13 protein-coding genes are annotated in these 12,810 nt (G+C 70.5%); 4 read left to right on the forward strand and 9 right to left on the reverse strand.

Annotated elements, in window-relative coordinates; all coding sequences use genetic code 11:
• Positions 1–153: 153 nt before the first annotated feature.
• The 7 genes from OHA17_RS13885 to OHA17_RS13915 form a co-directional block, all read right to left on the reverse strand.
• Positions 154–2,334 (reverse strand): dipeptide ABC transporter ATP-binding protein, encoded by a 2,181-nt coding sequence (locus tag OHA17_RS13885; RefSeq protein ID WP_406506925.1) that lies wholly within the window; start codon positions 2,332–2,334, stop codon positions 154–156.
• Positions 2,331–3,329, reverse strand: a complete 999-nt coding sequence (locus tag OHA17_RS13890) for an ABC transporter permease (protein WP_406506926.1) — start codon at positions 3,327–3,329, stop codon at positions 2,331–2,333. The genes OHA17_RS13885 and OHA17_RS13890 overlap by 4 nt, the downstream gene beginning before the upstream one ends.
• Positions 3,326–4,318: an ABC transporter permease gene (locus tag OHA17_RS13895; protein WP_406506927.1), complete on the reverse strand. Its 993-nt coding sequence runs from the start codon at positions 4,316–4,318 to the stop codon at positions 3,326–3,328. Before OHA17_RS13895 ends, OHA17_RS13890 begins: the two co-directional genes overlap by 4 nt.
• 2 nt (positions 4,319–4,320) lie before the next feature.
• On the reverse strand, positions 4,321–6,051 hold the full coding sequence (locus OHA17_RS13900) for an ABC transporter substrate-binding protein (RefSeq protein WP_406506928.1): 1,731 nt from the start codon (positions 6,049–6,051) through the stop codon (positions 4,321–4,323).
• 167 nt (positions 6,052–6,218) lie between these two features.
• The gene (locus tag OHA17_RS13905; RefSeq protein ID WP_317617795.1) at positions 6,219–6,314 is read right to left on the reverse strand and encodes an Ms4533A family Cys-rich leader peptide; all 96 of its coding nucleotides are present in this window, start codon (positions 6,312–6,314) and stop codon (positions 6,219–6,221) included.
• A gap of 88 nt (positions 6,315–6,402) precedes the next feature.
• Entirely contained in the window at positions 6,403–7,668 is a 1,266-nt protein-coding gene (locus OHA17_RS13910) for a DUF3152 domain-containing protein (protein WP_406506929.1), read from the reverse strand.
• Positions 7,669–7,676: 8 nt separating this feature from the next.
• Positions 7,677–8,681 (reverse strand): alpha/beta fold hydrolase, encoded by a 1,005-nt coding sequence (locus tag OHA17_RS13915; RefSeq protein WP_406506930.1) that lies wholly within the window; start codon positions 8,679–8,681, stop codon positions 7,677–7,679.
• Between the two features lie 135 nt (positions 8,682–8,816).
• Here OHA17_RS13915 and OHA17_RS13920 point away from each other — a divergent pair, with 135 nt between their 5' ends.
• The 3 genes from OHA17_RS13920 (at position 8,817) to OHA17_RS13930 (ending at position 10,194) form a co-directional block, all read left to right on the forward strand.
• Positions 8,817–9,038 carry a hypothetical protein gene (locus OHA17_RS13920; protein ID WP_189962764.1) on the forward strand — a complete coding sequence of 74 codons (222 nt, stop codon included), beginning with the start codon at positions 8,817–8,819 and terminating at the stop codon, positions 9,036–9,038.
• Between the two features lie 145 nt (positions 9,039–9,183).
• Positions 9,184–9,825, forward strand: a complete 642-nt coding sequence (locus OHA17_RS13925; protein ID WP_053729923.1) for a TetR/AcrR family transcriptional regulator — start codon at positions 9,184–9,186, stop codon at positions 9,823–9,825.
• A 141-nt stretch (positions 9,826–9,966) separates the two neighbouring features.
• A complete protein-coding gene (locus OHA17_RS13930; RefSeq protein ID WP_053729924.1) occupies positions 9,967–10,194 on the forward strand; it encodes a DUF3107 domain-containing protein in 228 nt (75 codons plus the stop codon).
• Positions 10,195–10,272: 78 nt separating this feature from the next.
• Here OHA17_RS13930 and OHA17_RS13935 read toward each other — a convergent pair whose 3' ends face one another.
• Entirely contained in the window at positions 10,273–11,427 is a 1,155-nt protein-coding gene (locus OHA17_RS13935; protein WP_406506931.1) for an acyltransferase family protein, read from the reverse strand.
• Between the two features lie 150 nt (positions 11,428–11,577).
• Between OHA17_RS13935 and OHA17_RS13940 the strand changes: the two genes are divergently transcribed.
• Entirely contained in the window at positions 11,578–11,841 is a 264-nt protein-coding gene (locus OHA17_RS13940) for a hypothetical protein (RefSeq protein WP_406506932.1), read from the forward strand.
• Between the two features lie 63 nt (positions 11,842–11,904).
• Here OHA17_RS13940 and OHA17_RS13945 read toward each other — a convergent pair whose 3' ends face one another.
• Entirely contained in the window at positions 11,905–12,666 is a 762-nt protein-coding gene (locus tag OHA17_RS13945; RefSeq protein WP_053729926.1) for a ferritin-like fold-containing protein, read from the reverse strand.
• Between the last annotated feature and the right edge of the window lie 144 nt (positions 12,667–12,810).

The following is a 12,810-nucleotide window of genomic DNA, read 5'->3' on the forward strand; positions in this document are numbered from 1 at the left end:
GACAACGGCGACTCGCAGCGGGACGAACGTAAGCGGTCATGCCGGTGGCGCGACGGACGGTTGTCCATCGCGCCACCGGAAGGGGTGAATGCACGTAACTTTCCCGACCCGGTGGCGTTCGGTCGCGCTACGGGTCGATCCGGTCACTCACGGCTACGCTACGGCCACCTCCTCGCGGGCGGTCTCCCGGGATGCCTCGCGCAGCTCGCGGCGGGCCGCGCGGCGGGTGGCGGCCAGCGCCGGATCCAGCGAGGGCACGGCGGCGAGCAGCTGCCGGGTGTACGGGTCCTTGGGCGCCCCGTACACGACGTCTACCTCGCCCTCCTCCACGATCCGCCCCTGCCGCATCACGGCGACCCGGTCACTGACCTGCCGCACCACGGCGAGGTCGTGCGCGACGAAGACGAGCGCGAGGCCGAGCTCGCGCTGCAACTGACCGAGCAGCGCGGTGACTTGAGCCTGTGTCGTCACATCGAGCGCGGACACGGGCTCATCGCACACGATGAGTGTCGGCTCGGCGGCCAGCGCGCGGGCGATCCCTACGCGCTGGCGCTGGCCGCCGCTGAACTCGTGCGGGTAGCTGTCGTACCGGTCCGGGTCGAGGCCGACCCTGTGGAGCAGCTCGCCGACCCTGGCCCGGATGCGGCTGTCGCCGCGCTCCCCTCTCGCCCTCAGCGGGTCGGCGACGGATTCGCCGATGGACCGGCGGGGGTTGAGGGAGGAGACGGGGTCCTGGAAGACCATCTGGACGTCGCCGGTGCGGGTGACGTGCCCGGAGCTGGGCTGGAGCAGGCCCACGAGCATGCGACCCAGGGTGGTCTTCCCGCTCCCGCTCTCGCCGACGATGCCGAGGGTTTCACCGCGGTGGACTTTCAGGGAGACGCCGTCCACGGCGGTGAACGCGGCTCTGCCACGCCCGAAGGTGTGGCGGAGGTCGCTGGCCTGGAGCACGAGGCCGCCTTCGGCGGGGGTTTCCCCCACCCCGCCCCTTCCCGAGACCCTCCGGGGGTAGGCATGTGACCGAGGTCCGTTCCCGGGGGCGCCGCCCCCGGACCCCGGCTCCTCAAACGCCGGAGAGGCTGAGAGTGACTGAGCCTCGGAGGGCCCGCCTTCGACCGCGGACCGTGCGTGGCCGATCGCGCATTTCCCCGCGCCCCTGGCAGGACTGGACACCGCGGCATGGCCACCCTGTGGCCCGCTCGCAGTCCGCGAACCGCCCTCGCCGGCATCCGGAGCCCGTCCGGCACTTGAGGACACCACTGAATCGCGACCAGCATCGTCCGTCGCCTGCAAGCCGCCCTCGCCCGCATCTTCAGCCCGTCCGGCGTTTGAGGACGAGCGCCTTTCGGGCGCGAACGGGGTCTGGGGCGGAGCCCCAGCAACGACCACCGGGCCGCGCCCGGACTCCACACCCCCGGCGGGTTTCGGGAAGGGGTGGGGTGGGGCCAAGGGGGTCTGGGGCGGAGCCCCAGCGGCGTCCACCGGGCCGCGGCCTGGCGACACCTCCCGGAGGCCCGCAGCGGCGGGAAGCGGCGGGGTGGGGGAGATCCTCGGGACCGCCGACAGCAGCGCCCGCGTGTACGGCTCCCGCGGAGCGCCAAGGACCGCCCCCACCGAGCCCCGCTCCACCGCCCTCCCCGCCCGCATCACCAGCACCTCGTCCACACTCTCCGCCGCGACCCCCACGTCGTGGGTGACCAGCACCAACCCCAGCCCCGTCTCGCGGCGCAGATCGTGCAGCAGGTCCAGGATCTGCGCCTGGACGGTCACGTCCAGCGCCGTCGTCGGCTCGTCCGCGATGAGCAGGCGCGGCTCGCACGCCAGCGCCATCGCGATGAGGGCCCGCTGCCGCATGCCCCCGCTGAACTCGTGCGGACGGGAGCGGGATTTGCGGGCCGCGTCGGGAATGCCCACCCGGTCCAGGACCGAGACCGCGCGGGCCCGGGCGGCCCGCCGGGAGCCGCCCTTGTGCACCCGGTACACCTCCGCGATCTGGTCGCCGATCGTGTAGTACGGGTCGAGCGAGGACAGCGGGTCCTGGAAGACCATCGCCGCCAACCCGCCGCGCAGGGAGCGGAGTTCGGCGTCGGAGGCGGCCATCACGTCCACCCCCGCCACCCGGATCGCGCCCGACACCCGCGCCCCCGTACCCCGGTGCAGGCCGAGGAGCGCGTACGCCGACGCGCTCTTGCCCGAGCCGGATTCGCCGACGACACCCAGCGCCGCGCCGGGCCGGAGCGTGAAGGAGAGGCCGTCGACGGCCCGTACCTCGCCGAAGGAGATGCCGAGGTCGGCGACCTCCACCAGAGGCGCCTCAGCAGGAACCAGCGTCATGAAAGCACCACCCGTCGATCCGCCATCGCGTACAGGACGTCCGCGACCGCATTGGCAAGCACCACGAAGAATCCGGTGGTCAGGACCACCCCGACCACCACCGGCAGGTCGACTGTGCGCACCGACTGCACGAGCTGCTGGCCGATGCCCGGTATACCGAAGAGCGTCTCGGTGAGCACCGCGCTGCCGAACATGGTCCCCGCGTCGAGCGCGCTGAGCGCGATGACCGGGGCGACCGCGCCACGCAGCGCATGGCGCCCGACGATGGCCCGCTCGCTCAGCCCGTACGCCCGGAACGTCCGCACATGGTCCTCGGCCAGCGTCTCCAGCATCGAACTCCGCGTCAGGCGCGCGTACTTGGCCGATTCGATCAGGGCGAGGGAGAACCAGGGCAGCAGCAGACCCCAGAACCACTGCTCCGGGTCGTCCGTGAACGGCACGTACTGCGGGAACGGCAGCCATTGCAGCGTCGAGCACAGGATGATGATCAGCAGCAGGCCGATGACGAACACCGGCGTGGACGTGCCCGCCAGGGTCAGCCAGGTCAGCAGCCGTTCGATCATCCCGCCGCGCTTCCACGCGGAAAGCACCCCGGTGCCGACACCGATGAGCAGCCACAGCGCGAACGCGCCGACCACCAGCGAACCCGTGACCGGGAGCTTGCCGAGGATGAGGGCGGTGACCTGCTCGTCGGTGCGGTAGGACTGGCCGAGGCAGGGCGCCGAGCAGTGCACCACTCCCGTGCCGGACGAGAAGTCGCGGCCGGCGAAGATGCCCTGGATGAAGTGGCCGTACTGGAGGTACAGCGGGTCGCCGAGCCCCAACTTGTCGTGGACCAGGGCGACTTGCTGCGGTGAGCAGCGTTCGCCGCAGACGATCTGGGCGACGTTGCCGGGGGCCACGTAGAAGACGGCGTACACGATGGCGGAGAGGGCGAGGAGCACGAACACGGTTCCGGCGATCCGCCTCAGCAGAAAGCCCGTGAAGCCGGTCAACTTGCCTTCTCCTTAAGAGAGTTACGGGACTTGCGCGTGCCTACCCGCAGCCTTGACGCCGCTCTCGGGTCCAGGGCCGTGCGCACGCCCTCGCCGATCACCGTCAGCGAGAGGACCGTGATGAAGAGCAGGCCGGCCGGCAGGAGCAGATAGGTCGGGGCCGCCTGGTACCAGGTGTTGGCGTCGGTGAGCATCTGGCCCCAGGACGGGGTCGGCGGCTTGATGCCCACTCCGAGGAAGGACAGCGCCGCCTCGGCCACCACATTGGTGGGGACGAGCAGGACCGCGTAGGTGATCACGGGTGCGGCGAGCGCGGGCAGCAGCTCACGGCGGGCGATCGCCCAGGTGCCCCAGCCGCTGAGCCGCGCCGCCGAGACGTGGTCGAGCGTCTTGAGCGAGAGCGCGCCCGCCCGCACGATCTTCGACGTACCGAACCAGCCGAGCCCGGCGATGATCAGGGTGATCAGGACCGGCCGCGGGATCGAGGCGGGGGCCACCGCGAGCAGGCCGAGCGTGATGACGAGCATCGGCAGGGCGGCCGCGACATCGGTGACGCGGCTGACGACCTGGTCGGCCCAGCGGCCGCCGAGCGCGGCGAACAGACCGAGGGCGACGCCGAGCGCGACCTGGATGAGGGTGGCGACGAAGGCGACGCCGAGCGAGACGCGGGCGCCGTAGACGATCCGGGCGAACAGGTCACGGCCGGTCTGCGGTTCGACGCCGAGCCAGTGCTCGCCGCTGATCCCGCCGAACGAGCCGATGGGGACGCCGCCGCTGGCGGAGTCGACGAGCGTGGGGTGGAAGGCGTTGGGGTCCTGGCCCTCCAGGGCGGTGAGCAGCGGGGCCGCGAGCGCGACCAGGACGAGCAGGGCGAAGACGGCCGCCGCGGCGGTGACCGCGCGCTGGGCGCGCAGCCGCCGCCAGAAGAGACGGCCGCCGGGGGCGGGCGCGGCGACGCCCGCCCCGGTGGTCAACAGGGCTTCGGACATGGCTACTTGACCGCGACCTGCGAGATGTCGAGCACGCCGGTCCAGTCGCTGATGACGACGTTCTTGACGTCCTTGCCGACGAGCCGCTTGTAGACGGGGTGGAACAGCGGCACGACCACGGCCTGCTCGCCGATCTTCTTGTCGAGCGCGCCCCAGCGCGGGGCGGCCGCCGTCAGGTCGGTCAGCTTGTTGATCTCGTCGATCTCGCTGTTGACGGAGGGGTCGTTCAGGAAGCCGGTGTTGAAGTTGGCGCCGTCCTGGACGATCTGCCGGCCGTCGAAGATCGGCGCGAGGAACGGGCCGCCGGAGGGCCAGTCGGCGCCCCAGCCGCGCAGGAAGAAGCCGGGCTCCTTCTTGGCGCTGGCCACGGTGTCGTTGTAGTCGTTGCCTTCCAGGCCCTGGAGCTTGACGGTGATGCCCGCCTTCTTCAGGGCGTCCTGGAGGGCGGTGGCGACCTCGGGTCCCTTGGGGCCGCCCTTGGCGTTGGAGTGGGTGAGCGTGACGGTGAGACCGTCGGCGTAGCCCGCCTCCTTCAGGAGCTCCTTGGCCTTGGCCGCGTTGCCGGAGGCGCCCGCCGGGAACGGGTCGTACGGGGTGTACCCGAAGGCCTTCTGGTTCGGCAGGAAGGTGGTGGCGGGCTCGGCGAGCGAGGAGCCGCCCACCGCGTTGACGGCCGAGGTGCGGTCGACGGCGTACGCGATGGCCTGGCGGACCTTGGGGTTGTCGAACGGCTTCACGTTCGGGTTGAACGCGATGTAGTTGGTGTAGCCGAAGTGCCCGGTACCGACGCGCGCGGCGAGCTGCTTGTCGCTGCTGACCTTGGCGAGTTCGGCGGGTCCCAGGTTGGTGTCGGTGGTGACGGCGGCCGCGTCCGGGCCCTGGGAGGCGGAGAGCCGCTGGTTGATGACGGCCTGGTCGAGCCCGGAGCGCACGTCGATGGTGTCGGGGTAGGCCTTGCGCTCGCTGTCGGTCGCCTCGGACCAGTTGGGGTTGCGCGCCAGGACCAGGTGCTCGCCGTCGTTCTCGTTCTTGACGACCTTGTACGGGCCCGAGGAGACGGGGTGCTCCTCGTACTTGGTGCCGTCGTCCTTGGCCTTGGGGACCGGCGCGAACTGCGTCTGGGTGGCCAGGAACGGGAACTCGCCCTCGGGCTTGTTCAGGTGGAACACGATGGTCTTGGCGTCGGGCGTCTCGATCGAGGCGAGGCCCTTGCCGCCGTCCTTGTACGGGCCCGGGTACTGCGCGCCGCCGACCAGCCAGTCCCTCAAGTACGGTGCCCCGCCGGAGAGTTCGGCCGCGAAGGAGCGCTCGATGCCGTACTTGATGTCGGCGGTGGTGATGGGGCTGCCGTCCTCGTACTTCAGCCCGTCCTTGAGCGTGTACGTCCATACGGTGGCGTCCGCGTTGGGCTTGCCCGTGTCGGTCGCGAGGTCGGGCACCACCTTCGTGCCCTCGGCGCCGTTCTCGCGGTTGCGGGTGGTCAGGGTGCGGAAGACGAGCGAGGGGACGTTTCCGCCGCCGGATGTGTAGAGCCGCGCGGGGTCGAAGTCGGTCTGCGCCTCGTTGTTGAGCACGCTGAGCGCGCCGCCCTTGTGGGGCGTGCCGGACGCGCCGGACCCGGCGTCCTTGGCGCCGCTGTCCTCGGGGCCGCAGGCGACGGCGCCCACGGCGAGAACCACGGCTATCGCTGCCGCTCTGGCGACATTCCCCGACGAAATGGACGTGTGACGCATCGGAAGTAGACCTCTCGGTGACTGCTGGGCAGGGCGGGAAATACGGGCGCCCACAGCACCAAAAGGGAAAAGGGGTGGCTGCGCCCGCATGCGGAAACCGTGCGAAAGCACGGAAATGCCCGGGCGCAAAAAGGGAAAAGGGAAAGTCGAACGCGCTCGGGACGGCGTCAGCTACAGAGAATGTCGGCCACGCTGTGCCCGGTCACGCCGATGAGCGCCAGCTCGATGGCGGCGCGTTCGGGGGTGGCGTGACGGTGCGACATGCCGAGAAATATGGACGACCCGCTGTTCACTGTCAATCGAGAACGAGACGGTCGTCCCACATCGTGGACATGTCGCACCGTATCCGGATCAACCCTGGGGATACACCCACGGGTTGGGCAGGCACTTGATCCCGTCGATGTCCAGGGACTTGGTCTGCTGCTGCATCACCGGGGCGAGCGCGCCGGGCGTGCGGCAGCTCACATGGTTGTGGCCGAGCCGGTGGCCGACCTCGTGGTTGATGAGCATCTGCCGGTAGGTGAGCATCGCCTTGCCCCAGCCGAACGTCTCCGAGCCCTGCGCCCAGCGGTAGGCGTTGATCATCACGCGGTCGGTGGCGGCCGAGTCGCAGGAGACGTTGTCCTCGTTGGTGTCAAGCCCGGACTTGGCGCACCAGGTGCCGGTGGTCCCGGGGCTGGCCAGCGTGATGATGAAGTCCGGCTGGCCCGACGAGATCCGCTCGAAGGTCATCGTGCCGCCGTGGCCCCAGCTGCGGTCGTCGTTGAGGGTCTTCTGCACGGCCTCGGCGAACAGGGCGCCGTCCAGGCCGAGCCCCTGCTCGACGTCCACCCGGTAGCGGTACTTGCGCCCCTTGCCGGGCGCCGCTTCGAACCCGGGCACGGCGTCGAACTTGCCGGACGCGGTGAGCTTGGCGTCCAGCGGGAACTGCTGGGCCATCTTCTGGTCGTACGTCTGGACCGCGGGGGCCGCCTGCGGGGTGGCCCGCCCGCTGCCCCGGGATGCCGAACTCCCGTCGGTGTCACGGTCGTTGTCGCCCGTAGACCGGCCGGCGACGTCGTGCTTGTCGCCGTCGGAGGTGACCTGTCCGGCGACGACGACCGCGAGCACGGTGGTCACCGCGGCGGCCGCGATCCCGGTGAACGTCCGCCCCTTGGACCCCTTGGACTCTTTGGCCCCCTTGGACCCGGTGTCGGGTTCGGGCGCCGATGGCCCGTCCCGCAGCGGGGTCGGGGCGGCGACGGTGCGGTTCGCCCCGGTGTCGGCCGGCCCGGGCCCGTCGAAGGCCTCGGTGTAGGAGCGGCGGGGGCCCGGAATGCGGGCCGCGGCGCCGTAAGGATTCTGCTGGACGGTGTGCGGCCTGCCCTGCCAGTCGCCGTGGCGGATCGAGGCGTCGCGTCCGCCCTCGGGGTGCTGCGGGTGTCCGCCGCGCACCTGCGGGGTGCCGAAGGCCGGGGTGCCGCCGCCGTGGTGCGGGGCGGGGCCGTCGTCGCCCGGGGCCTGTCGTCTGCGTCGGCCGCCGCCGGAGGCGACGGCCGGCTCGGCCTGCGGGGCCGGGGGCGCTTCGGATATCGGCGCCTCTCCGCTGGAGCCCTTGGGTCGGCTGTGTCGTCCCACGCCCCGGATCAGCTCCTGTTTTCTCGGTCGTCGATTTCCCAGTCGGCGCGGTGCCCGTCGGCGCTCTCGTCGATCAGCTCCCGCACGGCCTGGGCGACCGTCTCGGGGTACTCCATCATCGCCACGTGCCCGGCATCGGGCAGCGTGAGGAGCCGCGAGTCACGGAAGGCGGCCGCGGCCCGGCGGGCCATCCGGTACGAGACGAGCTGGTCGCGCTGTCCGTAGACGAGCAGCGTCGGCGCGAGCACCCGCTCCGCCTGCCGCCACAGCCCGTGCTGGCCGCCCAGCGTGTACGCGTCCACGATGCCACGCGCCGAGCGGGTCATCGCGTCCCAGAAATACGGGAGCTGGAGGCGTCGCTCCATCTCCTGGACCGCGGCCTCGAACCCCTCGGGGCTCACCCGCCCGGGGTCGCCGTAACAGAGCGCCATCACGCCCCGGGTGCGGTCCTCGGCGGTCCAGTCCCGGCTCAGCTTCGCGAACAGGGAGGCGACGCCGGGCAGCGCTATCAGCGCGGTCGGCCAGGCGCTGCGCTGCACGCGGATCTCCGGCAGCGCGGGCGAGATGAGGGTGAGGGTGCGCACCAGGTCGGGGCGTACGGCCGCGACGCGGGTCGAGACGGCGCCGCCCAGCGAGTTGGCGATGAGGTGGACCGGGCCGCGGCCCGCCGAGTCGAGCAGGCGGATCACGGCCCGGGCATGGCCGGTGACCGAGTAGTTGCCGTCGTCCGGTGGCGGGGAGTCCCCGAAGCCGGGCAGATCGAGCGCCTCGGCGTCCAGGCGGTCGGCGAGCAGCGGCATCAGCGTCGACCAGTTCTGCGAGGAGCCGCCGAGCCCGTGGACGTACAGCGCGGGTTCGAGGCCAGGGCCGGTGCCGGGACGCGACCGGATGGTCAGGGTGAGGCCGGGCAGGCTCACGGAGCGCAGCTCCTCGCCCTCCGAGACCCTGACCGCGCCCACCCGTGGTGCCAGGGAGGCGGCGGCGAGGGTTTCCGGCAGCTCGGTCGAAGACATGCGGCAATGTTACGAGACGATCACACCGTGGTTCATGTGTTCGCCGTCACAGGCCGTATAGCGACTTCCCCGGGGAACTCCTAGGCTCATAAGGGAGCCCCCGAATCACTCGAAGTGTAGGAAAAGGGAGCAGTCATGTCCGTCGATCCCAGCGATCCGGAAACCTTCCAGGACGAAGACGACGACACCGCGGAACTGTCCGAGGAGACCAACGAGGCGGACGCGGCCGAACAGCACACGGACGTACGACAGGACCACGACGACCCGCTGACCCGCGTCGACCCCGGCGCCGCCAACGAGGCCGACGCCGTCGAACAGGCGCGCGTGGTCGCCCTCGACGAGGACGACTACCGATGATTTGTTCGGTTTCCCGCGGGTATCTCCGGCTACCCAGCGCGTCCGGTCCGTGAAATTCTGCGTTCGCACCGCGCACAGCCGGGTTACCCAAAAGTACGATGGCGGCGCGCGTGCATCGCGCAGCAGAACAACTTTGGGAGGCGGCGTGACAGCCATCGAGCAGACCGAGGCGGCGCGCCCGCGAGGCACGCGCCTGCCGCGCCGGGCCCGCCGCAATCAGCTTCTGGGCGCGGCCCAGGAGGTTTTCGTCGCACAGGGTTACCACGCGGCCGCGATGGACGACATCGCGGAGCGCGCGGGCGTCTCCAAGCCGGTGCTCTACCAGCACTTCCCCGGCAAGCTGGAGCTCTACCTGGCCCTGCTCGACCAGCACTGCGAGTCACTCCTGCACGCGGTCCGCACCGCTCTGGCGTCGACCTCGGACAACAAGCTCCGCGTCGCCGCGACCATGGACGCCTACTTCGCGTACGTCGAGGACGAGGGCGGCGCGTTCCGGCTCGTCTTCGAGTCGGACCTGACCAACGAGCCCGCCGTGCGCGAGCGCGTGGACCGGGTGAGCCTCCAGTGCGCCGAGGCCATCTCGGACGTCATCGCCGAGGACACCGGCCTCTCCAAGGACGAGTCGATGCTGCTCGCCGTGGGTCTGGGCGGGGTTTCCCAGGTGGTGGCCCGCTACTGGCTCTCCAGCGAGTCGGCCATCCCCCGGGACCAGGCGGTCCAGCTCCTCACCTCGCTCGCCTGGCGCGGCATCGCGGGCTTCCCGCTGCACGGCACCGAGGGCCACTGAGCGGCCGGCGCGCGGTCATTCCTGAATTCTGTTCGCTCCTGGCGTTCTGCGACCGGCCATTTCCGGTCGCCTCCCCGGGCTAATGTGTGCAGCGTACGGCGCGGCTGACCGCGCACCGCACGAGGTCGGAGGGACATAGCCGTGGAGGTCAAGATCGGCGTGCAGCACGCACCCCGGGAGATCGTTCTGGAGAGCGGGCAGTCCGCCGAAGAAGTCGAGAGCGCGGTATCCGACGCCCTCGGCGGCAAGGCGCAGCTGCTCAGCCTCACGGACGACAAGGGCCGCAAGGTCCTGGTACCGGCCGACAAGATCGCATACGTGGAAATCGGCGAGCCGGCGGTCCGCCGCGTGGGCTTCGGCGCGCTGTAGTACACAAGGACACCGAAGAAGGGGTGCCACCAGTGATCACTGGTGGCACCCCTTTTTTTCCTTTCCGAGAGATCTTGCTCAGTGCACTCCCGCACCGTGCAGGGGCCGCCGCTCTTCAGGAGCCCCCGGAAGCGAGGGCCGCGGCCGGTCCTGCAGACGGGCCGGAGAGTTGAGGCGTACGTCTTGGATGCCGCGCTTCATGGAATCGCGGACCCACTTGCCGACGGGGCGCTCCACATGGCGGTGGATGAGCCAGGCGGTGGCGGTCATCAGCGCGATCACCGAAGCCACCAGGACCGGGGCGGGGAGCCGGTCGCGGAAATGGTGGATCAGCGTCATCCCGATGAACATGTGGATCAAATACAGCGGATAAGTGATCGCTCCGGCAGTGGAGAGCCACCTCCACTGGACCTTGTCGAAGGCGCCCAGGGCGATCGCGCCGACGACGGCGAACCCGGCGACGACGATCAGCCGGACCGGCCAGCTCGGCAATTGCTCGGCGGCGGCGTGACCGAGGTTGATGGCGACGCGGTAGTGGATGTAACGCTGCGCGAGCAGCAGTTGGAACAGGACGATGCCCCAGAGCAGCGCATTCGGCCCGAAACGGCGCATCAGGTAGAAGGCGATGCCCGCGATGAAGAACGGCGCGTACTGCGGCATCGCGAACGCCGCGAGCGCCGGGAAGCCAAGGCTGGGGGCCAGGGCCGCCGCCACCGTCCACACCCCGCAGAAGATGAGCAGGTTGCGATAGGTGACCCCGCAGAGCACCACGATCGCCATCAGGACGTAGAACTTGAGCTCCACGAAGAGCGTCCAGTACACGTCGTCGACGTTCCTGGTGTTGTTGCCGGCCTGCACCATGGTCAGGTTGACGATCACGTCGTCCCAGCCGCGTATCGAGGTGATCTCCGGCCATTTGTCGACGACCAGCGCGGTCAGCGGTACGGCGACCCAGTAGGCCGGAAACAGCCGGGAGACCCGCGATACGGCGAAGTCGCCGAGGCTGCGGCCCCACACGCTCATGCAGATGACGAACCCGCTGACCAGGAAGAACACCTCGACCCCGAGCCAGCCGAACTCGGCGAACCTGTGCAGCGTCGGGAAGACGGTCACCGGGTCGTGTCCCCAGGGTCTGCTCAGCGCGAGGTAGTGGTAGCAGACCACCATCAGGGCGGCGACGAGCCGGAGCCCGTCCAACGCTGCGAGTCTGGGCACCGGCCGACGCTGGCTCATGGTGTGACCGTAAGCACATAAAAATCGGGTCCGGCCAAGGACACGCCCGCGTTGCTTCCTCCCAGTGAGGGGAGGGTTGCGTTCCGCGAGGCTCGGGTAGGACGGCTGTGACTGGATCCGCCCTGGCCGCACCCATGGGAGGCGACGCACATGCTCCTTGAAGCCCTTGGCTCCGTACTGCTGGGATTCGCCCTCGCGTGGGCCGCCGCGGCCCGGCTGTCCCACCGGCTGCCCGACCGCCGCATCGTTCTGTTCGTCGGCCCGCTCGCCGGTCTTTTCGGCGCGTTCCTGACCCACTCGGCGATCGGCCCGGGGCACGGGGTGACGACGGTGCTCGGCGCGACCTTCGTCGCGTCCGTCCTGCTCTCGCTGCTGCTGCGGCCGACGCGCCGCCTGCGCCGGTCAGCGGCGTAGGCGGCGGTTCGGCGACTCGTCGGGCGTCGGCTCGTCGGGCAGGTGACCCGTCGGCGCTACGGGTCAGGCCGCGAGACCCAGCGCCGCCATCCGCTTGGTGTGGGCCTTGGTGATCCGGGTGAACATCTCGCCGACCGCCGCGAGGTCGAAGCCCGCGGCCACCCCGTCGACCCCGCCGACCAGCATCGTCGAGAGCGCGTCGCGCTCGGCGACCACGCGCTGGGCCTGCGAAAGGGCCTCGCCCATCAGACGCCGCGCCCACAGCGCGAGCCGGCCGCCGACCCGCGGGTCCGCTTCGATCGCGGCCCGCACCTTCTCCACGGCGAAGTTGCCGTGCCCGGTGTCGTCGAGGACCGACAGGACCAGGGAGCGGGTGTCGGAGTCCAGGTGATTGGCGACCTCGCGGTAGAAGTCACTCGCGATCGAGTCGCCCACGTACGCCTTGACCAGGCCTTCCAGCCAGTCCGACGGGGCGGTCTGGTGGTGGAAGTCGTCGAGCGCCTTGGCGAACGGCTCCATCGCGGCCGTCGGCTCGGCGTCGATCTGCGCGAGCCGGTCCCGCAGCCGCTCGAAGTGGTGGAACTCCGCGGAAGCCATCTTCGCCAGCTCCGCCTTGTCCGCCAGGGACGGCGCCAGCTTCGCGTCGTCCGCGAGCCGCTCGAAGGCCGCGAGCTCTCCGTAGGCGAGGGCGCCGAGGAGGTCCACGACCGCGGCGCGGTACTGGGGAACCGCGGAGGCCGTCGCCCAGTCCTGGGCGGCGATCCCGGTGCGCTCGGGCTCCGGGGTGGTTTCTTCGGCTGCAGTGGCGTTGTCAGACGTCTCCATAAACCGCACAATAGCCCGCCGGGGACGGGCTGTAAGGGCCTCCTTGCTCACACCCGTCGCACCGGTCCCGCGAATTCTCCCAACACACATGCGCGAATCCGGGGTACAGTGGTAATGCGCCCGCCGAGTATTTCGACGGGCTGC

The sequence above is a fragment of the Streptomyces sp. NBC_00212 genome, from assembly GCF_045206365.1.
In the GTDB taxonomy this organism is placed as follows: domain Bacteria; phylum Actinomycetota; class Actinomycetes; order Streptomycetales; family Streptomycetaceae; genus Streptomyces.

Bases quoted from the DNA above. Each gene is read 5' to 3' on its own strand.
- OHA17_RS13885 (WP_406506925.1), bottom strand. From the start codon at position 2,334: ATGACGCTGGTTCCTGCTGAGGCGCCTCTGGTGGAGGTCGCCGACCTC.
- OHA17_RS13895 (WP_406506927.1), bottom strand. From the start codon at position 4,318: ATGTCCGAAGCCCTGTTGACCACCGGGGCGGGCGTCGCCGCGCCCGCC.
- OHA17_RS13900 (WP_406506928.1), bottom strand. From the start codon at position 6,051: ATGCGTCACACGTCCATTTCGTCGGGGAATGTCGCCAGAGCGGCAGCG.
- OHA17_RS13905 (WP_317617795.1), bottom strand. From the start codon at position 6,314: ATGTCGCACCGTCACGCCACCCCCGAACGCGCCGCCATCGAGCTGGCG.
- OHA17_RS13915 (WP_406506930.1), bottom strand. From the start codon at position 8,681: ATGTCTTCGACCGAGCTGCCGGAAACCCTCGCCGCCGCCTCCCTGGCA.
- OHA17_RS13920 (WP_189962764.1), top strand. From the start codon at position 8,817: ATGTCCGTCGATCCCAGCGATCCGGAAACCTTCCAGGACGAAGACGAC.
- OHA17_RS13935 (WP_406506931.1), bottom strand. From the start codon at position 11,427: ATGAGCCAGCGTCGGCCGGTGCCCAGACTCGCAGCGTTGGACGGGCTC.
- OHA17_RS13940 (WP_406506932.1), top strand. From the start codon at position 11,578: ATGCTCCTTGAAGCCCTTGGCTCCGTACTGCTGGGATTCGCCCTCGCG.
- OHA17_RS13945 (WP_053729926.1), bottom strand. From the start codon at position 12,666: ATGGAGACGTCTGACAACGCCACTGCAGCCGAAGAAACCACCCCGGAG.